Source organism: Paraburkholderia sp. EG287B, assembly GCF_040965595.1.
Lineage (GTDB): Bacteria > Pseudomonadota > Gammaproteobacteria > Burkholderiales > Burkholderiaceae > Paraburkholderia.
In genome coordinates this window covers 321,486-345,787 of sequence record NZ_JBFRCG010000002.1, presented here as the reverse complement: position 1 = coordinate 345,787, position 24,302 = coordinate 321,486, and the positions used below count along the sequence as shown (strand labels likewise).

At 64.4% G+C, this 24,302-nt stretch carries 26 protein-coding genes; 11 read left to right on the top strand and 15 right to left on the bottom strand.

Going from position 1 to position 24,302, the window contains the following annotated elements:
• The first annotated feature begins 187 nt into the window (after nt 1–187).
• The gene (locus tag AB4Y40_RS04290) at nt 188–337 is read left to right on the top strand and encodes a DUF3563 family protein (RefSeq protein ID WP_110388587.1); all 150 of its coding nucleotides are present in this window, start codon (nt 188–190) and stop codon (nt 335–337) included.
• Nucleotides 338–520: 183 nt separating this feature from the next.
• The gene (locus AB4Y40_RS04285; protein ID WP_368686576.1) at nt 521–913 is read left to right on the top strand and encodes a hypothetical protein; all 393 of its coding nucleotides are present in this window, start codon (nt 521–523) and stop codon (nt 911–913) included.
• A 28-nt stretch (nt 914–941) separates the two neighbouring features.
• On the opposite strand, the gene AB4Y40_RS04280 is transcribed toward AB4Y40_RS04285, so the two are convergent.
• A complete protein-coding gene (locus tag AB4Y40_RS04280; protein ID WP_368686575.1) occupies nt 942–1,787 on the bottom strand; it encodes a 23S rRNA (adenine(2030)-N(6))-methyltransferase RlmJ in 846 nt (281 codons plus the stop codon).
• 195 nt (nt 1,788–1,982) lie between these two features.
• Nucleotides 1,983–2,954 (bottom strand): potassium channel beta subunit family protein, encoded by a 972-nt coding sequence (locus tag AB4Y40_RS04275; RefSeq protein WP_368686574.1) that lies wholly within the window; start codon nt 2,952–2,954, stop codon nt 1,983–1,985.
• A 261-nt stretch (nt 2,955–3,215) separates the two neighbouring features.
• Between AB4Y40_RS04275 and AB4Y40_RS04270 the strand changes: the two genes are divergently transcribed.
• A complete protein-coding gene (locus AB4Y40_RS04270) occupies nt 3,216–4,019 on the top strand; it encodes a 3-hydroxybutyrate dehydrogenase (RefSeq protein ID WP_368686573.1) in 804 nt (267 codons plus the stop codon).
• A 29-nt stretch (nt 4,020–4,048) separates the two neighbouring features.
• Nucleotides 4,049–5,329: a DUF3734 domain-containing protein gene (locus AB4Y40_RS04265; protein ID WP_368686572.1), complete on the top strand. Its 1,281-nt coding sequence runs from the start codon at nt 4,049–4,051 to the stop codon at nt 5,327–5,329.
• Nucleotides 5,330–5,453: 124 nt separating this feature from the next.
• Here AB4Y40_RS04265 and AB4Y40_RS04260 read toward each other — a convergent pair whose 3' ends face one another.
• On the bottom strand, nt 5,454–6,653 hold the full coding sequence (locus AB4Y40_RS04260; RefSeq protein WP_368686571.1) for an amino acid aminotransferase: 1,200 nt from the start codon (nt 6,651–6,653) through the stop codon (nt 5,454–5,456).
• 344 nt (nt 6,654–6,997) lie between these two features.
• Here AB4Y40_RS04260 and uvrB point away from each other — a divergent pair, with 344 nt between their 5' ends.
• From uvrB to AB4Y40_RS04230, 6 genes are all read left to right on the top strand, one after another.
• Nucleotides 6,998–9,079, top strand: coding sequence for an excinuclease ABC subunit UvrB (uvrB, locus tag AB4Y40_RS04255; protein WP_368686570.1), 2,082 nt, complete (start codon nt 6,998–7,000; stop codon nt 9,077–9,079).
• Nucleotides 9,080–9,397: 318 nt separating this feature from the next.
• Entirely contained in the window at nt 9,398–9,946 is a 549-nt protein-coding gene (locus AB4Y40_RS04250) for an iron transporter (RefSeq protein ID WP_368686569.1), read from the top strand.
• An 82-nt stretch (nt 9,947–10,028) separates the two neighbouring features.
• Entirely contained in the window at nt 10,029–10,382 is a 354-nt protein-coding gene (locus AB4Y40_RS04245; protein WP_042261500.1) for a cupredoxin domain-containing protein, read from the top strand.
• Nucleotides 10,383–10,448: 66 nt separating this feature from the next.
• Nucleotides 10,449–11,294 carry an FTR1 family protein gene (locus tag AB4Y40_RS04240; protein ID WP_368686568.1) on the top strand — a complete coding sequence of 282 codons (846 nt, stop codon included), beginning with the start codon at nt 10,449–10,451 and terminating at the stop codon, nt 11,292–11,294.
• Entirely contained in the window at nt 11,291–12,718 is a 1,428-nt protein-coding gene (locus AB4Y40_RS04235) for a 4Fe-4S binding protein (RefSeq protein ID WP_368686567.1), read from the top strand. Before AB4Y40_RS04240 ends, AB4Y40_RS04235 begins: the two co-directional genes overlap by 4 nt.
• Nucleotides 12,719–12,860: 142 nt before the next feature.
• Nucleotides 12,861–13,268 (top strand): heme-binding protein, encoded by a 408-nt coding sequence (locus AB4Y40_RS04230; protein ID WP_368686566.1) that lies wholly within the window; start codon nt 12,861–12,863, stop codon nt 13,266–13,268.
• A 277-nt stretch (nt 13,269–13,545) separates the two neighbouring features.
• Here AB4Y40_RS04230 and hemP read toward each other — a convergent pair whose 3' ends face one another.
• The 4 genes from hemP to AB4Y40_RS04210 form a co-directional block, all read right to left on the bottom strand.
• Entirely contained in the window at nt 13,546–13,806 is a 261-nt protein-coding gene (gene hemP, locus AB4Y40_RS04225; protein ID WP_368686565.1) for a hemin uptake protein HemP, read from the bottom strand.
• A gap of 174 nt (nt 13,807–13,980) precedes the next feature.
• Nucleotides 13,981–14,466 (bottom strand): SRPBCC family protein, encoded by a 486-nt coding sequence (locus AB4Y40_RS04220; RefSeq protein ID WP_133183540.1) that lies wholly within the window; start codon nt 14,464–14,466, stop codon nt 13,981–13,983.
• Nucleotides 14,467–14,504: 38 nt separating this feature from the next.
• The gene (locus AB4Y40_RS04215) at nt 14,505–14,903 is read right to left on the bottom strand and encodes an OsmC family protein (protein WP_368686564.1); all 399 of its coding nucleotides are present in this window, start codon (nt 14,901–14,903) and stop codon (nt 14,505–14,507) included.
• Between the two features lie 137 nt (nt 14,904–15,040).
• A complete protein-coding gene (locus AB4Y40_RS04210; RefSeq protein WP_368686563.1) occupies nt 15,041–15,922 on the bottom strand; it encodes a pirin family protein in 882 nt (293 codons plus the stop codon).
• A gap of 121 nt (nt 15,923–16,043) precedes the next feature.
• Between AB4Y40_RS04210 and AB4Y40_RS04205 the strand changes: the two genes are divergently transcribed.
• Complete coding sequence (locus tag AB4Y40_RS04205; protein WP_368686562.1) at nt 16,044–17,084, top strand: LysR family transcriptional regulator; 1,041 nt, start codon at nt 16,044–16,046, stop codon at nt 17,082–17,084.
• Between the two features lie 416 nt (nt 17,085–17,500).
• On the opposite strand, the gene AB4Y40_RS04200 is transcribed toward AB4Y40_RS04205, so the two are convergent.
• From AB4Y40_RS04200 to AB4Y40_RS04165, 8 genes are all read right to left on the bottom strand, one after another.
• Nucleotides 17,501–17,920 (bottom strand): biopolymer transporter ExbD, encoded by a 420-nt coding sequence (locus AB4Y40_RS04200; protein WP_028208423.1) that lies wholly within the window; start codon nt 17,918–17,920, stop codon nt 17,501–17,503.
• An 18-nt stretch (nt 17,921–17,938) separates the two neighbouring features.
• Nucleotides 17,939–18,685 carry a MotA/TolQ/ExbB proton channel family protein gene (locus tag AB4Y40_RS04195; protein ID WP_368686561.1) on the bottom strand — a complete coding sequence of 249 codons (747 nt, stop codon included), beginning with the start codon at nt 18,683–18,685 and terminating at the stop codon, nt 17,939–17,941.
• Between the two features lie 47 nt (nt 18,686–18,732).
• Nucleotides 18,733–19,464, bottom strand: coding sequence for an energy transducer TonB (locus tag AB4Y40_RS04190; RefSeq protein ID WP_368686560.1), 732 nt, complete (start codon nt 19,462–19,464; stop codon nt 18,733–18,735).
• Nucleotides 19,465–19,752: 288 nt separating this feature from the next.
• On the bottom strand, nt 19,753–20,007 hold the full coding sequence (locus tag AB4Y40_RS04185) for a bacterioferritin-associated ferredoxin (protein ID WP_028208420.1): 255 nt from the start codon (nt 20,005–20,007) through the stop codon (nt 19,753–19,755).
• Between the two features lie 365 nt (nt 20,008–20,372).
• Complete coding sequence (murI, locus tag AB4Y40_RS04180; RefSeq protein ID WP_368686559.1) at nt 20,373–21,233, bottom strand: glutamate racemase; 861 nt, start codon at nt 21,231–21,233, stop codon at nt 20,373–20,375.
• A gap of 70 nt (nt 21,234–21,303) precedes the next feature.
• Complete coding sequence (gene bfr / locus AB4Y40_RS04175; RefSeq protein WP_110857464.1) at nt 21,304–21,783, bottom strand: bacterioferritin; 480 nt, start codon at nt 21,781–21,783, stop codon at nt 21,304–21,306.
• Nucleotides 21,784–21,984: 201 nt separating this feature from the next.
• On the bottom strand, nt 21,985–23,508 hold the full coding sequence (locus tag AB4Y40_RS04170) for a fumarate hydratase (RefSeq protein ID WP_069262504.1): 1,524 nt from the start codon (nt 23,506–23,508) through the stop codon (nt 21,985–21,987).
• Nucleotides 23,509–23,561: 53 nt separating this feature from the next.
• Nucleotides 23,562–24,206: a TIGR00645 family protein gene (locus AB4Y40_RS04165; RefSeq protein WP_368686558.1), complete on the bottom strand. Its 645-nt coding sequence runs from the start codon at nt 24,204–24,206 to the stop codon at nt 23,562–23,564.
• Between the last annotated feature and the right edge of the window lie 96 nt (nt 24,207–24,302).

Genomic DNA, 24,302 nt, shown 5'->3' with positions numbered 1-24,302 from the left:
TGTGTCGATAAAACATGATGTTGCCAATTCGCTCTCTGGGGTCATTCCAAAATGGAATGCACAGTATTCGGGCAATTCACTAGCAAAGTTCGGTGCAACCGCTACAATACGGGTTATCCCTGATGAGGGTTATCCCTGATGCGAATTCACCGGGGATCGCCGAACCGAATCCCTGGAGCACACCATCATGTTTGCATTCGTTCTTGAAAAGCTGAGCAACTGGTTTGAAACTGCTGAACGTCGTCGCCGCGAAGCGTATCTCGCCTCGTCGGCCGATATCGTCCAGCTCGAGCAGCGCCTTCGTTCGATCGAAACGAACGGCTACAACTCGCTGTAAGCCAGTTTCAGCCGGGCTCGGTCCGGTTGGAGCAGCACGATCTCAAGCCCCGCATTGGCGGGGCTTTGTCATTTCTGCACCACCGATGGAACAGAGCCTGAGCCTTCCCACCGGGGTAAGGTAAAGTCTTTTTTGCGACCAGCCGTCATAGCAATGGTGTCGCTTTCTCTCCGGGGGCCGTTCATGGTGCAAGACCGCATTTCCCACCGCACGCCTGTGTCGCCTCGCCGCGCGTTGCGTCGTTTTTCTGTTGCGCGTGCGGGCCTGATCGCCGTCGTCATGGCGTGCGCCAACGCCGGCGCGCATGCCGGGCAGCCGCTCATTCTGGATACACAAAGAGGGATCAGCGACGGCCAGCCGGGGCTGGTGCTGCAAAACGCGCCGCTCTCGCCCGAGCCGATGGTTCAGGCGGTGCAACCGGCGGGTCTCGCGCCGGATTCGTCGCAGCCGTATGTCGTCGCGCCGTACGTGGAAGTGCAGCAGGGTGGTGGGCGGCCGACTCCGCCGCCGCGACCGCCGCGCCCCCCTCATCGCCCGACGCCGCCGCTTCCCCAGCCGCTGCCATCCGGGCAGTAAGGCCGCTCGCGCGGGGTTGAGTCCCGGCTCAGTCGCCGCGCGACTCGATCCTGAATTGCGCGCCGGCGTCCTGGCCGAGCGTCTTCACGAGCCACGGCAGCGCCTCTTTCATCTGCGCTTCGAGCGTGTAGGGCGGGTTCAGGATGAACATGCCGCTGCCGTAGAGGCCGAAGCCGTCTTCGGGCGGGTTGCTCACCGAAAACGAGAGGTGCAGCCAGTTCTTGTTCTGCAGGCGCTTGAGCTGCTCCGGGAAGCGCTGCGATTCGGGACGCGTGACTTGCGGATACCAGACCGCATAGGTGCCGTTGGCGAAGCGCTTGAGGCTTTCTTCGACGCACGTCAGCGTGCGCGCGTAGTCGCGCTTGTCCTCGAAAGACGGGTCGATCAGCACGAGCGCCCGGCGCGGCGGCGGGGGCAGGAGCGCCTTGATGCCGTCGAAGCCGTCGCCTGCGTAGATCATCACGCGGCGGCCCGCGTCGTGGAAGCGGTGGCGCAGCACGTCGATTTCCGTGCTGTGCAATTCGAACAGCCGCATGCGGTCCTGCTCGCGCATGAGACGCCACGCGAGATAGGGGGAACCTGGGTAGAAGCGCAGTTCGCCGTCGGGGTTCAGTGCCGCCACTTCGTCGACGTAGTCCGCCAGCGCCGCGGGCAGGTCGTTGCGGCCCCACAGCTTGCCGATGCCCGTGTCGAACTCGGCATTCTTCGTCGCGTAGCCTTCGCGCAATGCATAGGCGCCGGCGCCCGCGTGGGTGTCGATGTACCAGTACGCCTTGTCCTTCTTGCCGAGGTAATGCAGCAATTGCACGACGACGGCGTGTTTCAGGACATCGGCATGATTGCCGGCGTGGAAGGCGTGACGGTAGCTCAGCATGATGGACGGGACACGAGGTCCGGTGAAAACGGGGAAGACGGCAGCGGCGGCGCGATGACGGCGCCGCCCGCGAGGCCGCGTATTGTACGCCACCGCAATACGTGAGCCGCGGTACGCCGCCTGGCCGGCTACGCCCGCGCGTGAGCCCGCCCCGCGGTTTCGGGCGGCCCGCGCCTTGCGGGCACGCGCCCTACATCAGTCGTAAGCGTCGCCGACGATCGCCTCGATCTGCGCCTTGATGTCCGGCGTGATCTTTTCCGCCACGTCGCGCGCCTTCATATTTTCGCCGATCTGCTCGATGCGCGAGGCCCCGGTGATGACCGTGCTCACGCGCGGATTCGTCAGGATCCACGCGAGCGCCAGTTGTCCCACCGAGCAGTCGAGTTGTTTCGCGAACTCGGCGAGCTTGCCGACGATCTCGTTCTTGTCGGGGTCGGTGACGTTCTTGCGCAACCAGTCGTAGCCCTGCAGTTCCGCGCGGCTGCCCGACGGCACGCCGCCGCGGTACTTGCCGGTGAGCAGACCCGAGGCGAGCGGGCTCCAGGTGGTGAGGCCGAGGCCGATGTCCTCGTAGAGCCGACGGTATTCGTCTTCCACGCGCGTGCGGTGGAACAGGTTGTACTGCGGCTGCTCCATGACCGGCTTGTGCAGGTGGTGGCGCTCCGCGATTTCCCACGCGGCGCGGATTTCGTCGGCGCTCCACTCCGAGGTGCCCCAGTAGAGCGCCTTGCCGCGCGTGATCATGTCGCTCATCGCCCAGACGGTTTCTTCGACCGGCGTGTTCGGGTCGGGGCGGTGGCAGAACACGAGATCGACGTAATCGAGTTGCAGCCGCGTGAGCGAGCCGTCGATGGCGTTCATGAGGTACTTGCGGTTGAGCGTGTGGTACTGGTTGGGCGCTTCGTTCAAGCCCCAGTAGAACTTGGTCGAGACCACATAGCTCACGCGCGGCCATGCGAGCTCTTTGAGCGCCTGGCCCATGAGCTCTTCGGACTTGCCGCCGGCATAGGCCTCGGCGTTGTCGAAGAAGTTGATGCCCGCGTCGCGCGCTGCCGCGAGCGATTCGCGCGCGAGCCTGGCGTCGACCTGGTTGCCGTAGGTGACCCACGAGCCGATGGACAGTTCGCTTACCTGCAGGCCTGAGCGGCCCAGTCGCCGATAGTTCATGAACGCCTCCTTGTGAGCCGATAAAACTAGCACGACTTGGCCGTTGCTGCTGAAAGGGCTTGCGCCGCGCGCCGCCCCTTGCAGTGCGGCGAAAATCTCTTTTGCCTGTCGTGCTCGATGCTTCGACGAGGCGCCTTCATGCACAATAGCCTCGTTGGCCGCGACGCAACATCCGGCCGGATGGCATAAGCCATTCGTCAGGTTTGACGGCGCGCGCTCCGAGGTTTCATCCTGTCCCGTTCACTCACCTGGAGGTGCCCGATGTCGTCTCTCTCCCTGAACACGAAACTCGATGGCAAGGTCGCAGTCGTTACCGGCGCGGCCAGCGGCATTGGCAAGCAGATTGCCCTCACGCTCGCGCAGGCGGGCGCCGCAGTCGCCATCGCCGACCTGAACCAGAGCGGCGCGGACGCCGTGGCCGAAGAGATCAAGGGCGCAGGCGGCAAGGCCATCGGCGTCGCCATGGACGTCACGAGTGAAGAGGCCGTGAATCAGGGCATCGACCGCGTCGCGGCCGAACTCGGCCCGGTGGACATCCTGATCTCGAACGCCGGCATCCAGATCGTGAACCCGATCGAGAACTACGCGTTCTCCGACTGGAAAAAGATGCAGGCCATCCACGTGGACGGCGCATTCCTCACCACCAAGGCGGTGCTCAAGCACATGTACCAGGACGACCGCGGCGGCGTCGTGATCTACATGGGTTCGGTGCACTCGCACGAAGCGTCGCCGCTCAAGTCGGCCTATGTCGCGGCCAAGCACGCGCTGCTCGGCCTCGCGCGCGTGCTCGCCAAGGAAGGCGGCAAGCACAACGTGCGCTCGCATGTGGTGTGTCCGGGCTTCGTGCGCACGCCGCTGGTCGAAAAGCAGATTCCCGAGCAGGCGAAGGAACTCGGCATTTCCGAAGAAGAAGTGGTCAAGCGCGTGATGCTCGGCGGCACGGTGGACGGCATCTTTACGACCGTCGACGACGTCGCGCAAACCGTGCTGTTCCTCTCGGCGTTCCCGAGCGCAGCGTTTACGGGCCAGTCCTTCGTGGTGAGCCACGGCTGGTTCATGCAATAACGCAGGCATCGGGCCGAGGAGGCGCAGCAATGGCGCAACGCAAGAAGGGGCAGGTCCAGTCGAGCGCAGTCGACGACGAGGTCGGTGCGCATACCGGCGCGCGTATCGGCAACGCACCGCAGGGGAGCGCACCACAGCCACATGTTTCGGACTGTGGCGCGGAAGCGAAGGAATGGGAAACCATCGCGCTCACGCTGCAGGGGGGCGGTGCGCTCGGCGCGTATCAGGCGGGCGTGTACGAAGGGCTCGTCGAGGCCGGCATCGCGCCGAACTGGATCGCGGGTATCTCGATCGGCGCGCTCAATACCGCCATCATCGCGGGCAATGCGCCCGAACATCGCGTGGCGCGGCTGCGCGAGTTCTGGGAGACGATCTGCCAGCCGGCCTTCAGCTTCCCACTGCCGCCCTTCGTCGAGCACGCGCTCTTCAATGCGAACGCCGCCGTGCGCAAGACCTTCACGGCCATGCAGGCGGCAGGTGCGATCGTGGAAGGGCAGAAGGGCTTCTTCGTGCCGCGCTTTCCGCCGCCGCTGCCCAACGGATCGGGTTCGCCCGAAACGGCCAGCTACTACGACACCAAGCCGCTCAAGGCCACGCTGGAACGCCTGTGCGACTTCGAGCGCATCAACTCGGGCGAAACGCGCGTGTCGGTGGGCGCGGTCAACGTGGGCAGCGGCAACTTCGTCTACTTCGACAACAAGACCACGACCTTGCGTCCCGAGCATTTCATCGCCTCGGGCGCACTGCCGCCGGGCTTCGCGGCCGTGGAGATCGACGGCGAGTACTACTGGGACGGCGGCCTGATGTCGAACACGCCGCTCTATGAAGTGATCCAGACTACGCCGCGGCGCGACACGCTCGCGTTTCAGGTCGATCTCTGGAGCGCGCGCGGGCCGGTGCCCGACAACCTCATCGACGTGCAGGGACGCGTGAAGGACATTCAGTATTCGAGCCGCACGCGCCTCGTGACCGATATTCTGCAGCGCTCGCAGCGTTACCGGCATGTGCTGCGCGAGGTGCTCGACCGCGTCGCGCCCGAGCATCGCAATGACCCGTGGGTCGCGCTGGCGGACGAGCTTTCGTGCTCGAAGAAGTACAACGTGATCCACCTCATCTACCGGCAGAAGGAATACGAGGGGCACTTCAAGGATTACCAGTTCGGCCTCTCGACCATGCACGAGCACTGGGCTAGCGGCCTGCAGGATATCCGCGCCTCGCTCGCGCAGCCGGACTGGCTCGACAAGCCGGACAACGACTCGGGCTTCGTCACGCACGATATCCATCGCGATTCGCGAGGCCACGGCAGCTGACGTTTTCCGGCGAAGTTTTCCAGGGCGTTCGCCAAAGAAAAAGGCGTCCGTTCGCAAGAACGGACGCCTTTTTTATCGCGCCAGCAAGCCGCTTCGCAGCGGCCCGTCTTGCTGGCGAACGCGCTTACTTCAGCACTTGGGCGACTGCGCTCGCCACGACGTCGAGGTTGCGCGTGTTCAGGGCGGCCACGCAGATGCGGCCCGTGCTCACGGCATAGATGCCGAACTCTTCGCGCAGGCGGTCGACTTGGGCAGCGGTCAGGCCCGAGTACGAGAACATGCCGCGCTGCACGTTGATGAAGTTGAAGTCGCGGTCCACGCCGGCGGCCGTGAGACGCTCGACGAGGCCCGTGCGCATCGCGCGGATGCGGTTGCGCATTTCGCCGAGTTCCGCTTCCCACATGGCGCGCAGGTCGGCCGAGCCGAGCACGGCTGCGACCACCGAGCCGCCGTGCGTCGGCGGGTTCGAGTAGTTCGTGCGGATCACGCGCTTGAGTTGCGAGAGCACGCGCGCCGACTCTTCCTTGCTGGCGGTGAGGATCGACAGCGCGCCCACGCGCTCGCCGTACAGCGAGAACGACTTCGAGAACGACGACGAGACGAACACGTTGAGTTCCGAAGCGGCGAAGAGGCGCACGACTTCGCCGTCTTCCGCGATGCCGTCGCCGAAGCCTTGATAGGCGATGTCGAGGAACGGCACCAGGCCGCGCGCCTTCACGGCCTCGATGACCTGCTTCCACTGGTCGATCGTGAGGTCCACGCCGGTCGGGTTGTGGCAGCACGCGTGCAGCACGACGACGGTGCCGGCGGCGTAGCCGTTCAGCGCGCTCAGCATGCCTTCGAAGTTCACGCCGTTGGTTTGCGCGTCGTAGTACGGATACGCGACGACTTCAAAACCCGCGCTTTCGAACAGGGCGCGGTGGTTTTCCCAGCTCGGGTCGCTGATCGCGACCTTGCTGTTCGGGTTCACGCGCTTGAGGAAGTCGGCGCCGATCTTGAGCGCGCCCGTGCCGCCCAGCGCCTGCGCCGTGACGACGCGGCCCGCGGCGATCAGCGGCGAGTCGTCGCCGAGCAGCAGCTTTTGCACCGCGGCGTCATAGGCGGCCAGACCTTCGATCGGCAGATAGCCGCGCGGCAGACCGGCTTCCACGCGGGCCTTTTCTGCTTCGCGCACCGCGCGCAGCAGCGGAATCTTGCCTTCCTCGTTGGTGTACACGCCCACGCCGAGGTTCACCTTGGTCGCGCGCGCATCGGCGTTATAGGCTTCGTTCAGACCCAGGATCGGGTCGCGGGGGGCGAGTTCGACAGCGGAAAAGAGGGACATGATCGTTCGGCAAAAGTGAAGGAAGATCGGTTGGGCCACATGCTGCACCGGCCACGGAACTCGCTATTGTAACGAATCCTCAAGCGGGATTTCCGCGGATTTGCCATTCCCCGCGCCGTTTTCGGGGCTATTTCCGGCGCGATTGGGCGATTTCTGCCGCGTCGTTGCGCAGCGTTCACCGGCCGCCGGCCGCCATCGCCGCGCGCGGCCCTTGCAGGGCCGGCCGCCGCACCCCATCTAGCATGCAGACCCTCAGGTTCACCCAGATCCACCCAGGCTCGCCCCTCGGCAAGATGCGGCGAGACGCTAGAATAGTTGTTTGCTCCGCGCACAGGATGCCCCCCATGTCCGACCACCCCGTCGCCGACGCGCCCGCGCTCGACGAGTCGAAATTCATCCAGTACGAAGGCTCGCCGTTCCAGCTCTACCAGCCGTACCTGCCTGCCGGCGACCAGCCTACGGCCATCGAAACGCTCGTCGAAGGCGTGGAAGACGGCCTCTCGTTCCAGACGCTGCTCGGCGTGACGGGCTCGGGCAAGACCTACACGATGGCGAACACGATCGCGCGCCTCGGCCGCCCGGCCATCGTGTTCGCGCCGAACAAGACGCTCGCTGCGCAACTCTATGCGGAATTCCGCGAATTCTTTCCGCGCAACGCCGTCGAGTACTTCGTCTCGTACTACGACTACTACCAGCCGGAAGCCTATGTGCCGCAGCGCGATCTCTTCATCGAGAAGGATTCGTCGATCAACGAGCACATCGAGCAGATGCGGCTGTCGGCCACCAAGAGCCTGATGGAGCGGCGCGACGTGGTGATCGTCGCGACGGTTTCGGCGATCTACGGTATCGGCAATCCGTCCGAATACCACCAGATGATTCTCACGCTGCGCCACGGCGACAAGCTCGGCCAGCGCGACGTCATCGCGCGCCTGATCGCCATGCAATACACGCGCAACGAGCAGGACTTCCAGCGCGGCACCTTCCGCGTGCGCGGCGACACCATCGACATCTTCCCGGCGGAGCACGCCGAAATGGCGGTGCGCGTGGAGCTGTTCGACGACGAAGTGGAGACGCTGCAGCTGTTCGATCCGCTCACGGGCCGCGTGCGCCAGAAGATTCCGCGCTTTACGGTGTATCCGTCGTCGCACTATGTGACGCCGCGCGAGACCGTGCTGCGCGCCGTCGAAACCATCAAGTCGGAATTGCGCGAGCGCCTCGAGTTCTTCCATGCGGAAGGCAAGCTCGTGGAGGCGCAGCGCCTCGAGCAGCGCACGCGCTTCGATCTGGAAATGCTTCAGGAGCTGGGCTTCTGCAAGGGCATCGAGAACTACTCGCGGCACTTCTCGGGCGCGCTGCCCGGCGAGCCGCCGCCCACGCTCGTCGATTACCTGCCGACCGATGCCATGATGTTCCTCGACGAGTCGCACGTGCTGATCGGCCAGTTCAACGGCATGTACAACGGCGACCGCGCGCGCAAGGAAAATCTCGTCGATTACGGCTTCCGGCTGCCTTCGGCGCTCGATAACCGGCCGCTCAAGTTCAACGAGTTCGAGCGCAAGATGCGCCAGGTGGTGTTCGTCTCGGCCACGCCGGCCGACTACGAGAAGAAGGTGACGGGCCAGATCGCCGAGCAGGTCGTGCGTCCCACGGGCCTCGTCGACCCGGTGATCGAAGTGCGGCCCGCATCGACCCAGGTCGACGACGTGCTCGGCGAGATCAACGAGCGCGTGGCCGTGGGCGAGCGCGTGCTGGTGACCACGCTCACCAAGCGCATGGCCGAGCAGCTCACCGAGTTCCTCGCCGACCACGGCGTGAAGGTGCGCTATCTGCACAGCGACATCGACACGGTCGAGCGCGTGGAGATCATCCGCGACCTGCGTCTGGGCACGTTCGACGTGCTCGTGGGCATTAACCTGCTGCGCGAGGGCCTCGATATTCCCGAGGTCTCGCTCGTGGCGATTCTCGACGCCGACAAGGAAGGCTTCCTGCGCGCCGAGCGCTCGCTCATCCAGACGATCGGCCGCGCCGCGCGTAACGTGAACGGCAAGGCGATCCTCTATGGCGACCGCATCACGGACTCGATGCGCCGTGCCATCGACGAAACCGAGCGGCGCCGCGCCAAGCAGATGCACTTCAACGAGGAGCACGGCATCGTGCCGCGCGGCGTCGTGAAGCGCATCAAGGACATCATCGACGGCGTCTACAACGTCGATGAAGCCCGCGCCGAGCTGCGCGAGGAGCAGGAGCGCGCGAAGTTCGAGGACATGTCCGAGAAGCAGATCGCCAAGGAAATCAAGAAGCTCGAAAAGCAGATGATGGACTACGCGAAGAACCTCGAATTCGAGAAGGCCGCGCAGGCGCGCGACCAGCTTGCCGTGCTGCGCCAGCGCGTGTTCGGGGCGAACGTGGGCGACCATCCGATCTGACGGGTTTCGAGCAGGCTGTTCGTTCGGGCGGGCAGGGCGGCATGCACGCCGCTCTGCGCCGGCCTCGATCGCAGTATGCCTTCGATTGCCTTGCGCGTATTCGCGGCCCCGGAACCGTGCTGTAAGGCACCCTAAGCCTCTGTTAACTAAACGCTGCTAAAACCCTGTTCCACTGAGGCTTTTCATGGCGCCGAATTTGTCCCTCATCTGCATCGGTGTTAAACTTCGCCATTATTGAGAATTGTTCGCATTAACTTTTCTATGTGCATGCGGCAGGCTCAGTGGGAAGTCACCCTCATATAAAAACCAGGAGTTTCGATGCGGATTCACACCCTCTTGCGCGGCACCGCCGTCATCGCGGCGGCCACGGCGGCATTGACTGCCAACGCAGCGGAATACCCGATCGGCAAGCAGGCCATCCAGGGCGGCATGGAAATCGGCGCGGTCTATCTGCAGCCGATCACGATGGAGCCGGAAGGCATGATGCGCAAGGCATCGGATTCCGATATTCACCTCGAATCGGACATCCACGCGGTCAAGAACAACCCGACCGGCTTCGCCGAAGGCGACTGGATGCCGTATCTGCAGGTTCACTACGAACTCACGAAGCCGGGTTCGAGCTACGCGCAAAAGGGCGACCTGATGCCGATGGTCGCGAACGACGGCCCGCACTATGGCGACAACGTGAAGCTGGCCGGTCCCGGCAAGTACCACCTTAAGTTGATCGTGGACGCGCCGATGCAGACGGGCCACATGGCGTTCGGCCGTCACGTCGACAAGGAAACGGGGGTGGGCCCGTGGTTCAAGCCCATCACGCTGGAATACGATTTCCCGTTCGCGGGCATCGGCAAGAAGGGCGGCTACTAAGCCGTCGCGAAGCAGCTCGGGCGGCGGCGCGCATCTCGTGCAGCGCCGCCGCATGAATGGCAGCAAGGAGCAGGTAAAACCAATGACTGGAATGCGGAAGTTTGCGGCGCTCGCACTCAGCGCGTCGTTTGCGGTGTCGCTGGCGGGCGTGGCCACGACGGCGCACGCCGAAGATCTGCCCACGTTCAAGCTCGAAATGACCGACGGCAAGCTCAACCCCGCGCGCATCGAAGTGCCGGCGGGCAAGCGCATCAAGATCGAGGTGCGCAATACGGGCAAGGGCGCGGCCGAGTTCGAGAGCGTTCAGCTGCGCAAGGAAAAAGTCCTGGCGCCGGGCGCGGACTCGTTCGTCGTGATCGCGCCGCTCGATCCGGGCGAGTACAAGTTTTTCGACGATTTCCATCAGCAGGCGCAGGGCGTGATTGTCGCCAAATGAGCGTCGCCAAATGAGCGTTGCGAAGTCAGGCCGCTGGCGCGTAGCGCCGGTAGCAGGAGGTGTTGAATGGGTCAGGTGATGTTCATCGTATGGCGGGAGAGCGTCGAGGCGCTGCTCGTCGTCGGGATTCTTTATGCGTGGCTGAAAAACGGCGACGCGGATGCGCGGCGCGGCGTGCCGTACCTGTGGGGCGGCGTGGCGCTCGGCATTCTTGCCGCCATCGGCCTCGGTGCGGCGCTGGTCGGCTTTACCGAAGTGCTGTCGGGCGATGCGCAGGACTACTTCCAGACCGGCATGGTGCTGGTGGCATGCGTGCTGATTGTGCAGATGGTGCTGTGGATGAAGCAGCACGGCCGTACGCTCAAACGCGAGATGGAAGAGTCGCTGGAAAAGAGCACGCAGGACGCGAACTGGTGGGGCGTGACGATTCTCGTCGCACTTGCCATCGCGCGTGAGGGCAGTGAGACGGTGATCTTTCTCTACGGCCTCGGCTTCGGCCAGTCGGGCCATGTCGATGCGAGTCAGTACCTCGCGGTGCTGATCGGCCTTGCGCTTGCGTTCCTCACGTTCTATCTCCTGCAGCTGGGCGGCAAGATCTTCTCGTGGCGGCACTTCTTCCGCGTCACCGAGATCATGCTGCTGTTCCTCGGCGCGGGCCTGTTCCAGACCGGTGTGGACAAGCTGATCGACAAGGAAATCCTGCCGACCATCGTCGACCAGGTGTGGAACTCCTCGGCGATCCTCGACGACTCGAGCACCTTCGGCTCGCTCGTCGCGACGCTCACGGGCTACCGCGCGCATCCGGCGCTCATGAACCTGATCGCCTATGCCGTGTACTGGCTCGTGGTGTGGTTCCTCGTGCGGCGCGCCACCGGCCGCGCGGGCGCGGTTGCGAAGAGGAAGGCAGCATGAGTTGTGCATCCGCTCGCCCGACACAGGCAACGGGTCGCCCAGGCAAGCTCGCCCAGGCGGGCCAGTGGATGCAACGTAACGGCGCGGCGATCCGCGCCGTGCAGTGGGTCGTGGTCGCTGTCTACGCATTCCTGATTCTCGTGCCGGCGGCAATGCCGCTGCCCGGCGATACGGCGCATCTGTGGAATAACCTCACGCTCGCGGCGCAGTTCGTGTTCTGGGGCATCTGGTGGCCGTTCGTGCTGCTCTCGATGGTCATGCTCGGCCGCGTGTGGTGCGGCGTGCTGTGCCCCGAAGGCGCTCTCACCGAGTTCGCGAGCAAGTTCGGCCGCGGCCGCGCCATCCCGCACTGGATGCGCTGGGGCGGCTGGCCTTTCGTGGCCTTCGGCCTCACCACGATCTATGGACAGATGGTGAGCGTCTACCAGTACCCCAAGGCGGTGCTGCTGGTGCTGGGCGGATCGACGCTCGGCGCGATGGTGATCGGCTTCCTGTACGGACGCGAGAAGCGCGTCTGGTGCAAGTATCTCTGCCCCGTGAACGGGGTTTTCGCGCTTTTGGCGCGTCTCGCGCCGTTTCGCTACAAGGTCGACGAAGACGCCTGGCGCAACTCCTACACGCACGGCGAGCACGGCGGGCATCGCGTGATTCCCGTGAACTGCGCGCCGCTCGTGCCGCTGCGCAACATGAAGGGCGCCGCGCAGTGCCACATGTGCGGCCGCTGCAGCGGCCATCGCGACGCCATCGCGCTCTCGTGGCGCTCGCCGGCCGAAGAAGTGGTCGAACTCGGCGACAGCCAGGCCAGCGCGTGGGACACGGCGCTGATTCTCTACGGCCTGCTCGGCGTGGCGATCGGCGCGTTCCACTGGACCGGCTCGCCGTGGTTCATCGGCATCAAGCAGTGGCTCGCGGGCTGGCTCATCGACCGCGACATCACCTGGCCGCTCGACACCAACGCGCCGTGGTTCCTGCTCACGCATTACCCGGCGCAGAACGACGTGTTCTCGTGGCTCGACGGCGCGATGATCGTCGGCTATATCGTCGCGACGGGGCTCGTCTATGGCACGGCGCTGCTCGCGATCCTCGCGGGTTCGACCGCCGTGCTCGGGCGTTTCGAGATGCGGCGTCTGCATCACTTCGCGCAGTCGCTGATCCCGCTGGCGGGGGCGGGCGTGTTCCTCGGCCTGTCGGCCACGACGCTCTCGCTGCTGCGCGCGGAGCACGTGCCGCTCGACTGGGCCGCCGAGGTGCGCATTGCGATTCTGGTCATCACGAACCTCTGGAGCGCCTGGCTCGCGTGGCGCGTGACGGGCCGCTACAGCTCGCGGTTCTGGCAGCGCGCGCTCGCGCTCGCGGGCTTCGCGCTCGCGCTCGCCGTGGTGGACAGCGCGTGGTGGCTCATGTTCTGGGGCTGGGTGCGCTGAGCCTGCTTCGGCGTTTCTTCATCTGCCGCTGATATAGGCGACATACGAGGGATCCGCGCGTCGCGGCACAAGTCTGAGTGTTACTCTCGAAACCGGGTTGGCGATTTCGCCAAACCCGGTTTTTGACTTTTCGGAGAGACGCATGCGAACGCGAGCAGTACTGACCGATGAAGACGTGATCCGGGTAGGCGACGCAGCCGTCGCGCACGCCCGCTCGAATGAATGGCACGTGACGATCGCCGTCGTCGATGAGGGCGGCCATCTGCTGTATCTGCGCCGCCTCGACGGCGCCGCGCCCATCAGCGCCGAGATCGCCGTGGCCAAGGCGCGCACCGCGTCGCTGGGCCGCCGCGAGAGCAAGGTGTACGAGGACGTGATCAAGCAGGGCCGCACGGCGTTCCTGAGTGCGCCGCTCACCGGCATGCTGGAAGGCGGCGTACCCGTGAGCGTGAACGGCGACGTGATTGGCGCGGTCGGGGTCTCGGGCGTGAAGTCCGACCAGGATGCCTCCATTGCGCGTGCGGGCATCGCGGCGCTCGGGGTGGAGTAATTCGATCCACTGTCGCGCTCGACGACGCCAGAAAAAACAAAAGCCGCGGACGGATGCCGCGGCGTTTGTCTCGGGCGGCACACGCTTCGCGCGCCGCCCCGATCTGGTACGAGAACAAAAAAATGGCGTGGCTTGCTTCGACGGCCGGCTTGAAGCTTGAAGGATGTCTGCACGAAGGGGTCTAGATCTCGCGTGCAAGCCGTCGTTGCTGGCTAATGCCCCAACGCCTCTCGGTGGAGGCGGTCCCCACAATACCCGGTTGAAACCTGCGTGAAACCTATTTCGTCAGGATCAGCTTGCCAAGCCGGGTGGCCCGCAGCTGATACGTTTCGCCGTTGTGCATGATGCTCACATGGCTGCGGCCTTGCAGCAGCGCCGCGCTATCCAGTTTCCTCTCGTCGCTTGCCGCGGCGGCCGCCGGCTCGGCGCTCTTGCGCGGCTTGGGCTGGGCGACGGCAGGCTTGGGCCGCGCGCTGGTCAATGCCGAGCTGCCGTTGCGGCGCAAGCTTAGTGTGGAGGTGCGGTTCAGTTCGGTCATGAACGTGACGTCTTTGTCTCGATTCGATGGATGAATTCTAAATGATAATAGTTCGTATTTGCAACTGCGAGATATCCATCGGAATCGAACGCCGATAGCCTGTACCGAAGCGTGCTGTCGTGTGAATCGGCGCTCGCCGTGCCGCGCAGGGCAGGAGGGCAAGCGCCGGAGGCTTCAGTGCAGCGCGTTCGGCGCGCTGCCGTCGCCCTGCACGAACTGGCGGATGAGACGCACGGTGTCGATGTCCGACTCGCGATAGGCCGACTTCACGATCTCGGAAGTCTGCCGATCGTCCTCGGTATCGGCGGTGGGCAGCGTCGTGCGGTACTCGAAGCGCAGAAAGAGCTGCAACGGATCGGGCTGCTCGATCGTCATCGTGAGCGAGCCGCCCACGTACTCGGCGGTCGCCATGATGTCGTAGCGCACGCTCTCGTTGGGCGTGAGCGTGACGCGATCGCGTACCGTGGCGTGGCCATAGTGCAACTCGCGCTCCATCGTGCTTTCGGTGCGCGAGAGGATCGTGCAGCTGTCGAGCCCGATCACGAAGAGCTGCGGCTGCTCGGCGCGCAGCACGAGCCCTTCCCAGAGCTGTTCGCGCGTCATGGCCTCGACGAGCGGGTTCAGCGGATCGTTGATCTGGATGAGGTGTTCGAAATTCAAGGCGGCGCCTTCCTGTGTCTGTGTCCGCGCGTCGCCGCTCAAGCGACGACGAGACCCGTGCGGATCGTGATCGTGTTCGTGAGGACCTTGTGGACCGGGCAGGCGTTGGCGATCTGCAGCAGGCGCTCGCGCTGCTCGTCGGTGAGCGCGCCTTCGAGCACGATCTGGCGGTCGATCTTCGTGCCTTCGCTGCCGGTTTCCATCGTGAGCTTCACGCGTACGCCTTCGAGCGGCCACTCCTTGCGCTGCGCATACATCTTCAGCGTGATGGAGGTGCAGGCGCCAAGGCTCGAGAGCAACAGCGAGAAGGGCGACGGTCCGCGGTCGCCGCCGCCGAGCGAGGCGGGTTCGTCGGCGATCCAGGTGTGGGTGCCGTCGTCGAACTGGACCTGGTAGTTCGTCGAGCCAATGTGTGCGGTGACTGCGGGTTCGGCCATGCGCTCCTCGCGGGCGGGACGGTTAAAGAGGGACGGGCGCGCAACCTGCGATGCGCGCCCCGGAAACCTTATTGTGACGGAAAGCGGGCGGGCCCGTGGCGATGCTTCGGAAACCCGCGTCGCTGCGCCGTCCGGCTTCAGTGAGCGATGCGCCCCATGCGCCCGGCCTGATAGTCGAGCACGGCCTGGCGGATCTCCTGCTCCGTGTTCATGACGAACGGGCCGTAGCGCACGACCGGCTCGTTCAGCGGCACGCCGCCGATCAGCAGGACGCTGAGCGGCGCGCTCGCGTCGGCCGGGGCGGCGAGCGTGACGGTGTCGCCGTCGCTCGCGAAGGTCACCATCTGCTGGGCATCGATGGCTTGCGCATCGGGCCCGTACAGACCCGTACCTGAGAGACCATACGCAAACACGCGATACTCGCTCGGCACCGGTTGCTCCACTCGCGCGCCGGGCGCGAGCGTGAAGTGCTGGTAGAGGATGGGTGTGCGCGTTTCGATCGCAGCCTTGACGCCCAGCGCTTCGCCGGCGATCACCTTCACCGCAACCTTGCCGTCCTTCGAGCGGCCCACCGGAATCTGCTCCGTGGGCAGTTCCTGGTAGCGCGGCGCCATCATCTTGTCGCGCGCGGGCAGATTCACCCACAGCTGCAGGCCATGCATGCGGCCGCCCGCACGCGTGAATTCGGGGTCGGGCATCTCGCTGTGGATCACGCCCGCGCCGGCCGTCATCCATTGCACGTCGCCGGGTCGCAGCGTGCCCGAATGGCCCGCCGAGTCCTTATGGCCGAAGCGGCCTTCGACCATATAGGTGACGGTTTCGAAGCCGCGGTGCGGATGGTCGGGCGCGCCCTTGGCCTCGCCGGGGGCGTAATCGACGGGGCCCATTTCGTCGAGCAACAGGAACGGATCGAAGTCCATCAACTGGCGGGTCGGGAACGGCCGATGGACGATGAATCCGCCACCCTCGGTGGTGCGAACCGCGGGATAAACGCGCTCGATCGTACGGGTCGTGGTCATGGATATCACCTCGAATTGTGGGAATTGCGTTATATGCGAAACAAACCGCTATTATAGGTAGCCAATTTGGCCTGTTTTACGGCCTCATCGCAATGGATTGTCCCATCGCTGGAACGACGACATGAAAATCGATTCGCATAACCTCAACGACCTGATGTACTTTTCGCAGGTGATCGAGCATGGCGGCTTTTCCGCTGCGGAACGCGTGCTCGGCATCTCGAAGTCGCGTCTGTCGAGGCGGGTGAGCGAACTCGAGGCCTCGCTCGGCGTGCGCCTGTTGCAGCGTTCCACGCGCAAGCTCGCGCTCACCGAGGCGGGCGAACTCTTCTACCAGCATTGCCGCTCGATGCTCGCCGAGGCGCAGGCCGCGGTGAACGTCGTTCAGTCGCTGCGCTCGTCGCCGCGCGGCACGGTGCGCGTGAGCGTGCCGGTCACGCTTTCGCAAACGATCTTTTCGCAGGTCATACCGGAATTCATGCATCGCTACCCCGAGGTGCGGGTGGTGATGCGCGTGACGAACCGCGTGATCGACCTGTTCGAAGATTCCGTGGATATCGCGCTGCGCGTGCGCTCGGAGCCGCCGCAGAACGCCAATATCGTGGTGCGTCCGCTGTGGCGCACCGAGCAGATGCTGGTGGGCGCGCCGAGCCTGCTCGCGCAGAACGCGCCGCCGCTCACGCCCGAAGACCTCGCGCGCTTCGAAACGCTCGATACGCCCACGGGCGACGGCCGCCACGTGTTCCAGCTCATCGCGCCCGATGGCACGCGCCACGCGCACGAACACGAGCCGCGCCTCATCACCGCGGACCTCACGACGATCCGTGAAGCGGCGCTGCAGGGCCTCGGCATCGCGGCGTTGCCGGAGATGATGTATGGCGCCGCGCTGCGCTCGGGCAAGCTTTCTCCGGTGATGCCGGGCTGGACGCTGCCGGTGCCGCAGCTCTATGCGGTATTTCTCTCGCGCCAGGGCATGGTTCCGGCCGTGCGTGCCTTCGTCGATTACCTCGTCGAAGTGCTCGATGCCGATAAGGGCTTGCAGCAGGAATGTCCGCTCAGAAGCGAGATCGCTGCGCCTGGAACGCAGGCAGAAAGCGAGAATGCATCCAGCGGCAAGGTTGGGCTCTCGCGCACAAAGAGCACAAGCAGGATCGAAACTGCATGAAGCTTTGCGAACGTGCACGCGCGTGCGCTTGTATGAAACTTGAGTTTCATGCAGTGCATTTGTGCGCAACGTCTAGCGCCATTTGTTTTTAGGCATTCAAGCGTGAGCGGCCATCGCTACTTTCAATGGCCTAACTCTTGAAGGTACGAAGCGAGAGGAATATATTGAAGTCCTCCTCGCCAAGCACCGGTCTTGAGTGGGGATTGATGGCCGCTATCATAGTGGGCCTTCAGGGCCGAAAGCGCAGTCCGTGTTGCCCACGGCAGTCGCATGTGCCGGTGTGAACCGATCGATTGTCGGGGAGTCGCCGCCACCGCCCGAATGCGCCGCGTGCGCACGAAAAAAGGCCTTCATCTGACGATGAAGGCCTTTTACTTTGTACCGCTCAATTTTGCGTGCTGCGTGCAGTGACGCGATCAGTGATGCGCAGGGTCGGTGACGAAGCCGAGCTTCGTGAGGCCGCCACTTTGCGCGGCAGACATCACCTGGGCCACGCGTTCGTACTGCACCTTGCGGTCCGCATTCAGATGCAGTTCCGGTTGCGGCGTCGTTTGCGCCGCGGCTGCGATCTTCTGGTTCAGCGCCGCGTCGTCGACCTGCGTGCCGTCCCACAGCACCGTACCGTCCGCTTCGATCGAGATGTTGATCTGCGCGGGCTTCGCGTCTTCCTTCTGGCTGCTCGCATGCGGCAGGTCGATCTTCACGGCGTGACGGATCACGGGAATCGTCACCATGAAAACGATCAGGAGAACCAACATGACGTCGACGAGCGGCGTCATGTTGATTTCGTTCATCAGGCCATCGTCGTCGTCGCTGGCAAAGGGGCTCATCGCCATGATGCTTGCCTCCGCTCTTTAGTGGCTACGTGCAGCGACACGCAGGTTGCTCGTGTTGCCGTCTTTTGCGCCGCTACGTGCGGTGGAGGTGAGGCGCGCGCCCGTCACGAAGAAGGCATGCAGGCCGTGCGCGAAGCGGTTGAGCTTCGTGACGATCGCCTTGTTGGCGCGGGTGAGGGCGTTGTAGCCGAGCACGGCGGGAATCGCGACAAAGAGGCCGAAGGCGGTCATGATGAGCGCTTCGCCAACCGGACCGGCCACGGCGTCGATCGAGGTTTGACCCGTCGCGCCAATCGTAAGCAGTGCGTGATAGATGCCCCACACCGTGCCGAACAGACCGACGAACGGCGCCGTGCTGCCGATCGAGGCGAGAATGGCGAGGCCGCTTTGCATCTTCGCGACCGATTCGTCCATCGTGTCCTTCAGGCAGCGCGTGACCCAGTCCGACACGTCCATGCGGTCGTGCAGATGCGGCTGCGTCTGGTGATGGTGGTCGGCGGCTTCCTGGCCCGACAGCGCAAGTGCGAGGAACGGGTTGTCTTCACGCGAGCCGCTGCCGAGCTTCTTCACGCCGTCGGCGAGATCGTCCGAGTGCCAGAACTGCTGCTCGGCGTTCTTCGTGAGGCGTTTGAGGCGCGCGACATTCCAGCCCTTCACGACGATCACGCACCACGACAGCACCGACATGATCAACAGCGCGAGCGCGATGCCGCGTGTCACGAAATCCCCTTGCGCCCAGACGTGGGCGATACCGTAGTTCTGCATTCCTGATCCTCTTTATTCAATTCATGGAAGCGTGTGACTTCAGCCGGTCAATTGTTCAGGCTGAACTCGAATGGTTGCGTATAGGCCGCGCGGACGGCTTCGCCGTTTTCCAGGTACGGCTTGCACGAGCTCTGGCGCATCGCATCGAGCGCGGCGTCGTCGAGGCGGCTGGAGCCGCTCGACTTCTTCAGCTCGATGTTCTCGATCTTGCCCGTGAGGCCCACGACGAAGTGCACGAATGCCGTGCCGGTTTCGCCGCGCCGGCGCGAGAGCGTCGGGTAGTCGGGCTGCACGATGCGGCAGTCGAGATGCGAGACGTTCTTCGGCGCCGAGAGCGCCATGGTCGGCTTAGCGTCCGTGGCCGCCGCGGCTTGCGGAGCGGGTGCTGGCGGCGTCGGAGCCGGCGGCGTAGGCGCAGTGGGCGCGGCCGACTCGATCGCGTGCTGCGAGGGCGCTTCGGCCACGGGCAGCGGAGTGGGCTTGGGCTTGGGCTGAACCTTCGGCTTCTCGCGCGTCACGTGCGGGACCGGCTTGGGCGGAGGCGGCGTAGGCGTGGACTGGATTGCAGCCGGGGCGGCGACCGGCTCGGGCTTGAGCAGTTCGGCCATCATCGTCTGCGACTGGAGCGCGACGGGCGTCACGGGTTCGCGCTTCATCAGCACGACGGCGATGAGCGCGGCATGCAGCGCGACCACGATCGCGCTCGCCGTGACGACACGGCGATTGACGCGAACGGAGGGAGACGGCAGCGTGCCAGCGGTGGTTTGGAGAGCCTGCATGTTTAGCGTGGCTGCCATGCGGACGACGGCGCGCAGGCGAACCTACGCGCCGTGTCGGGCAGCTTTATTTGCGAAAGATCAACAGCGAGATGCACAACGTCGTTACGAATCCGAGCAGCAATTCCATCACGACCTCCTTTGAGGGGTACGAGCGGTAGCTGGCTGGTCGGGAGACGGGCTTGCTGTCGGCGGCGATTTGACGTCCGCGGCGCGTGGCGCCTGAGGCGCCTTTGGCTAAACGGGCGGACGGGGCGGACGCGCATCGGTGGCCGGATGCGCGTCATGGCTTCAGGCAGCCTTGCGCTCGTAAAACGTGAGCGGAACCGCATGGGGGACCACGGCGGGGTGCGCCGGTTGCGTGACCCCGCAGCGGCTCGCACAGACACCGCTTTGCGCCATCACGTCACGAACGGATTCTTCGCACTTGCCGCAGCAGGTCGCGACGCCGAGCTCGAACTGTAGCTCGTCGAAAGAATCCATGCCTTCCTGAATGGAGGCGCGGATCGTCCGGTCGGAGACGGATTTGCAAACGCAGACAATCATGATGGACCGCAATAGAGAGAGTTAATGCGAATTATTATCATTATGTTTGCTGGGTTTGGCAAGCGCGTAGGCGGATTTTTTGTAACATAACCGGAGGCCTAGCAGGGGTTTTGCTTTGCATCAGGAAAAGGCGAGCCAGGGTGGGGCGCTCGTCAAGGCGTTTGGTGAGCCGCCTAGAGCTTATCCGTTGCGTTACTGTCGGCAGGGTGGCGCATCGCCGCGGGAGCCCAACAGGGACTTCTGGCAGGAGCCAGGCACAACGAAGCGGGTGAGTCAGATGGGTAGAAACGGGGTTGAAACGTGAACACCAGGGCGAGGCGCGAATCTCGAACCTCGCATCGCGCGCGGCGTGTGGCGCCGGCGCGTCAGGCCGCGTTCGCTTCCAGTTGCCGCGTGCGGCGCGAGGGGATGGCCACGCGCTCGACGTTGGCGTTCAGACCCAGCAGCGCGGCCGCGAGTTCGTGCAGGTGCGCGCCGTCGCTCGTCGAGCAGAAGCGAATCTCGTCGCTGCCCGCGCCGGCCGGCTCGCCGCTCGCGCGCAGGCCGTGCTGGTCGAGCACGCGTTCGAGCTGCCGTGCGATGGCGACGCTCGTGTCGACGAGCGTCATGCGTTCGCCGACGATCGAGCGGATCGCCGCGTCGAGAAACGGGTAGTGCGTGCAGCCGAGCACGAGCGTGTCCGCGCCCGCGTCGAGCATGGGCTCGACGTACGCGCGCAGCAGCGCGAGCAAGTCGGCCGAACCGATGTCGCAGCGCTCCACGGCTTCAACGAGGCCATGGCCCGGCTGGCACAGCACGCGCAGGTCGGCCGCGTGGCGCTCCACGAGCGCCTGAAAGCGCGCGCTGCGCAGCGTGACCTGGGTGGCGAGGACGCCCGCCACGCGCGATTTCGAAACCAGCGCCGCGGGTTTGATCCCCGGCTCCACCCCGATGAGCGGGATGGGGAGCCGCTCGCGCACGAGCGCGATGGATTGCGCCGTGGCCGTGTTGCAGGCCACCACCAGCGCCTTCGCGCCCTGCGCCACGAGCCATTCGCAGATCGCGAGCGTGCGGTCGGCGATGAAGTCGTCGTCGCGCTGGCCGTAGGGGGCGTAGCGCGAGTCGGCGGCATACACGAGCCGCTCGGCGGGCAGCAGCGCGCGCACGGCGCGCAGCACCGACAGGCCGCCGAGGCCGGAGTCGAAGATGCCGATGGGCGCAGCACTGGAAGAGGCCGGAAGGTTCACGGGGATGGGCGCTAAAGGGTTGGGGCGCACCCGCAAGGCGGACGGATGCGCGCGGGCGCGAGGCGCGCGATCAGGATTCTACCGAACCCATGGCCGACTGCTGGTAATTCTGGATGCCGATCTTGCCGATGAGGTCGATCTGCGTTTCGAGCCAGTCGATGTGCTCTTCGGTGTCTTCGAGAATCGTCACGAAAATCTCGCGCGAAACGAAGTCGCGCACCGATTCGCAATAAACAATCGCTTCCTTGCAGGTGGACTGTGAAATCTGCTCGAGCTTCAAATCGCACTCGAGAATTTCCTTGGTTTCTTCGCCAATCAGCAGCTTATGCAGGTCCTGGAGGTTCGGCAGACCGTCGAGCATGAAAATACGCTCGATGAGCATATCGGCATGCTTCATTTCGCCGATCGATTCGTCATATTCATGTTTGCCGAGTTTCTCGAGGCCCCAGTGCTTGTACATGCGGGCATGCAGGAAATACTGATTGATAGCCGTGAGCTCGTTCTTGAGCTGCGCGTTCAGATATTCGATGACCTTCTTGTCGCCTTGCATAGTCTTTCCTTTCTTTGTGGGGCGGTGACTGGTTTCCAACAATAAACGCTCAATACACAAAAGCCAAGGCCGAATCCACATTGAATTGCGGTGTATATCGGCGATTTACTCAGCGCTGAGAATTAATCTCAGTACGCCGCGCGTGATGCAAAAAAAACCGGGGCGCGCGGCCCCGGTTTTTAAACAGGCATCAGGCAGGCATCAAACCGTGGCGACCGGAATCTTGCCGATCTTCGCCTGCCATTCGGCAGGGCCGGTTTTGTGGACCGAGGTGCCCGACGAATCGACGGCGACCGTCACCGGCATGTCCTGCACGTCGAACTCGTAGATGGCTTCCATGCCGAGGTCTTCAAACGCGAGGACCTTCGAGCCGCGGATCGCCTTCGACACGAGGTAAGCCGCGCCGCCCACCGCCATCAGGTAAGCCGCCTTGTGCTTCTTGATCGCCTCGATGGCGACCGGGCCGCGCTCGGCCTTGCCGACCATCGAAATGAGGCCCGTTTGCGAGAGCATCAGCTCCGTGAACTTGTCCATGCGCGTGGCCGTGGTGGGGCCTGCCGGGCCGACCACTTCGTCGCGCACCGGATCGACCGGGCCGACGTAGTAGATCACGCGGTTCTTGAAGTCCACCGGCAGCTTCTCGCCCTTGGCGAGCATGTCGGCGATGCGCTTGTGCGCCGCGTCGCGGCCCGTGAGCATCTTGCCCGAGAGCAGCAGCGTCTGGCCCGGCTTCCACGAAGCGACTTCTTCCGGCGTGAGCGTATTGAGGTCGACGCGCTTGCTCGTTTCCGTGTTCGGTTCCCAGTTGACCTTCGGCCATGCGTCGAGCGAGGGCGCTTCGAGCTTGGCCGGGCCCGAGCCGTCGAGCACGAAGTGCGCGTGGCGCGTGGCGGCGCAGTTCGGGATCATCGCGACGGGCTTCGAAGCCGCGTGCGTGGCCGTGGCCATGATCTTCACATCGAGCACGGTGGCGAGACCGCCCAGACCCTGCGCACCGATGCCGAGCGCGTTGACCTTCTCGTGCAGTTCCACGCGCAGTTCTTCGATCCAGTCCTTCGGGCCGCGCTTGATGATGTCCTGGATGTCGATGGATTCCATCAGCGATTCCTTCGCCATCAGCATCGCCTTTTCAGCGGTGCCGCCGATGCCGATGCCGAGCATGCCCGGCGGGCACCAGCCCGCGCCCATCGTCGGCACGGTCTTGAGCACCCAGTCGACGATCGAGTCGGACGGGTTCAGCATCACGAACTTCGACTTGTTCTCCGAGCCGCCGCCCTTGGCTGCAACCTGCACGTCGACCTTGTCGCCCGGCACGATCTCGTAGTGGATCACGGCCGGCGTGTTGTCCTTCGTGTTCTTGCGGCCGCCTTCGGGCGGGCTCACGATCGAGGCGCGCAGCACGTTGTCCGGGTTCAGGTAACCGCGGCGCACGCCTTCGTTGATCATGTCGGTCACGCCCATCGTGGCGCCGTCCCAACGCACGTCCATGCCGACCTTCACGAAGATCGTGACGATGCCGGTGTCCTGGCAGATCGGGCGACGGCCCTCGGCGCACATGCGGCTGTTGGTGAGGATCTGCGCGATCGCGTCCTTCGCGGCCGGGCTCTCTTCGAGTTCGTAGGCGCGGCCCAGCGCCTCGATGTAGTCCTGCGGATGGTAGTAGCTGATGTATTGCAGCGAATCCGCAATGCTCTGGATGAGGTCTTCCTGTTTGATGACGGTCATGGCTAGCTTCTGTGGGGACGGGTGTTTTGAATCATGTCTGCCGTGTGCGCGGTTCAGTCGGACTCGGCGTGCTCGGGAACCGCTCGACGCGCCGCGGCGTGCCCGCCTGGCACCGGATGGCGGGCGGCGAGCTCCTGGTAGTGTTCGGGGTGCGTATGCGTGGTGATGCGGTCGATCCACGCCATCACGAGCGCGGAGACGAGGAACGCCACGTGGATGATCACCTGCCACATCACCGTATGCGTCGAGGCGGCATCGGGATTGATGAAGGTTTTGAGCAGATGGATCGACGAAATGCTGATGAGCGCCATGGCGAGCTTCACCTTGAGCACGCCGGCGTTCACGTGGTCGAGCCATTCGGGCTCGTCGGGATGGCCCTCGAGATTCAGGCGCGAGACGAAGGTCTCGTAGCCGCCCACGATCACCATGATGAGCAGGTTCGAGATCATCACCACGTCGATCAGGCCGAGCACAGCCAGCATGATGCTGGTTTCGTCGAGCGTGGTGGCGTGGCTCACGAGGTGCCAGATCTCCTTGAGGAACAGCACGCAGTACACGGCTTGCGCGACGATCAGGCCCAGATAGAGCGGCACCTGCAGCCAGCGGCTCATGAAGATGATGCTGGGCAACGGACGCATGCGGCGACGGGCTTTACCCGGTGCGGCGACGGAAGGCGGCTGGGGGCGTGCGGCGGACATGGGCAATCACGGTGGCGAATTCGGGCGGGGCTGCCTAAGTGGGGCTGCCTAAGCGGGGCTGCCCTGGTGCAGTCGTCTGGTTAGGGCCAGAAGACG

What these genes read in the sequence shown, in the direction of transcription:
- AB4Y40_RS04290 (WP_110388587.1), top strand. Translation starts at nt 188, where the DNA reads ATGTTTGCATTCGTTCTTGAAAAGCTGAGCAACTGGTTTGAAACTGCT.
- AB4Y40_RS04285 (WP_368686576.1), top strand. Translation starts at nt 521, where the DNA reads ATGGTGCAAGACCGCATTTCCCACCGCACGCCTGTGTCGCCTCGCCGC.
- AB4Y40_RS04280 (WP_368686575.1), bottom strand. Translation starts at nt 1,787, where the DNA reads ATGCTGAGCTACCGTCACGCCTTCCACGCCGGCAATCATGCCGATGTC.
- AB4Y40_RS04275 (WP_368686574.1), bottom strand. Translation starts at nt 2,954, where the DNA reads ATGAACTATCGGCGACTGGGCCGCTCAGGCCTGCAGGTAAGCGAACTG.
- AB4Y40_RS04270 (WP_368686573.1), top strand. Translation starts at nt 3,216, where the DNA reads ATGTCGTCTCTCTCCCTGAACACGAAACTCGATGGCAAGGTCGCAGTC.
- AB4Y40_RS04265 (WP_368686572.1), top strand. Translation starts at nt 4,049, where the DNA reads ATGGCGCAACGCAAGAAGGGGCAGGTCCAGTCGAGCGCAGTCGACGAC.
- AB4Y40_RS04260 (WP_368686571.1), bottom strand. Translation starts at nt 6,653, where the DNA reads ATGTCCCTCTTTTCCGCTGTCGAACTCGCCCCCCGCGACCCGATCCTG.
- uvrB (WP_368686570.1), top strand. Translation starts at nt 6,998, where the DNA reads ATGTCCGACCACCCCGTCGCCGACGCGCCCGCGCTCGACGAGTCGAAA.
- AB4Y40_RS04250 (WP_368686569.1), top strand. Translation starts at nt 9,398, where the DNA reads ATGCGGATTCACACCCTCTTGCGCGGCACCGCCGTCATCGCGGCGGCC.
- AB4Y40_RS04245 (WP_042261500.1), top strand. Translation starts at nt 10,029, where the DNA reads ATGACTGGAATGCGGAAGTTTGCGGCGCTCGCACTCAGCGCGTCGTTT.
- AB4Y40_RS04240 (WP_368686568.1), top strand. Translation starts at nt 10,449, where the DNA reads ATGGGTCAGGTGATGTTCATCGTATGGCGGGAGAGCGTCGAGGCGCTG.
- AB4Y40_RS04235 (WP_368686567.1), top strand. Translation starts at nt 11,291, where the DNA reads ATGAGTTGTGCATCCGCTCGCCCGACACAGGCAACGGGTCGCCCAGGC.
- AB4Y40_RS04230 (WP_368686566.1), top strand. Translation starts at nt 12,861, where the DNA reads ATGCGAACGCGAGCAGTACTGACCGATGAAGACGTGATCCGGGTAGGC.
- hemP (WP_368686565.1), bottom strand. Translation starts at nt 13,806, where the DNA reads ATGACCGAACTGAACCGCACCTCCACACTAAGCTTGCGCCGCAACGGC.
- AB4Y40_RS04215 (WP_368686564.1), bottom strand. Translation starts at nt 14,903, where the DNA reads ATGGCCGAACCCGCAGTCACCGCACACATTGGCTCGACGAACTACCAG.
- AB4Y40_RS04210 (WP_368686563.1), bottom strand. Translation starts at nt 15,922, where the DNA reads ATGACCACGACCCGTACGATCGAGCGCGTTTATCCCGCGGTTCGCACC.
- AB4Y40_RS04205 (WP_368686562.1), top strand. Translation starts at nt 16,044, where the DNA reads ATGAAAATCGATTCGCATAACCTCAACGACCTGATGTACTTTTCGCAG.
- AB4Y40_RS04200 (WP_028208423.1), bottom strand. Translation starts at nt 17,920, where the DNA reads ATGGCGATGAGCCCCTTTGCCAGCGACGACGACGATGGCCTGATGAAC.
- AB4Y40_RS04195 (WP_368686561.1), bottom strand. Translation starts at nt 18,685, where the DNA reads ATGCAGAACTACGGTATCGCCCACGTCTGGGCGCAAGGGGATTTCGTG.
- AB4Y40_RS04190 (WP_368686560.1), bottom strand. Translation starts at nt 19,464, where the DNA reads ATGCAGGCTCTCCAAACCACCGCTGGCACGCTGCCGTCTCCCTCCGTT.
- AB4Y40_RS04185 (WP_028208420.1), bottom strand. Translation starts at nt 20,007, where the DNA reads ATGATTGTCTGCGTTTGCAAATCCGTCTCCGACCGGACGATCCGCGCC.
- bfr (WP_110857464.1), bottom strand. Translation starts at nt 21,783, where the DNA reads ATGCAAGGCGACAAGAAGGTCATCGAATATCTGAACGCGCAGCTCAAG.
- AB4Y40_RS04170 (WP_069262504.1), bottom strand. Translation starts at nt 23,508, where the DNA reads ATGACCGTCATCAAACAGGAAGACCTCATCCAGAGCATTGCGGATTCG.
- AB4Y40_RS04165 (WP_368686558.1), bottom strand. Translation starts at nt 24,206, where the DNA reads ATGTCCGCCGCACGCCCCCAGCCGCCTTCCGTCGCCGCACCGGGTAAA.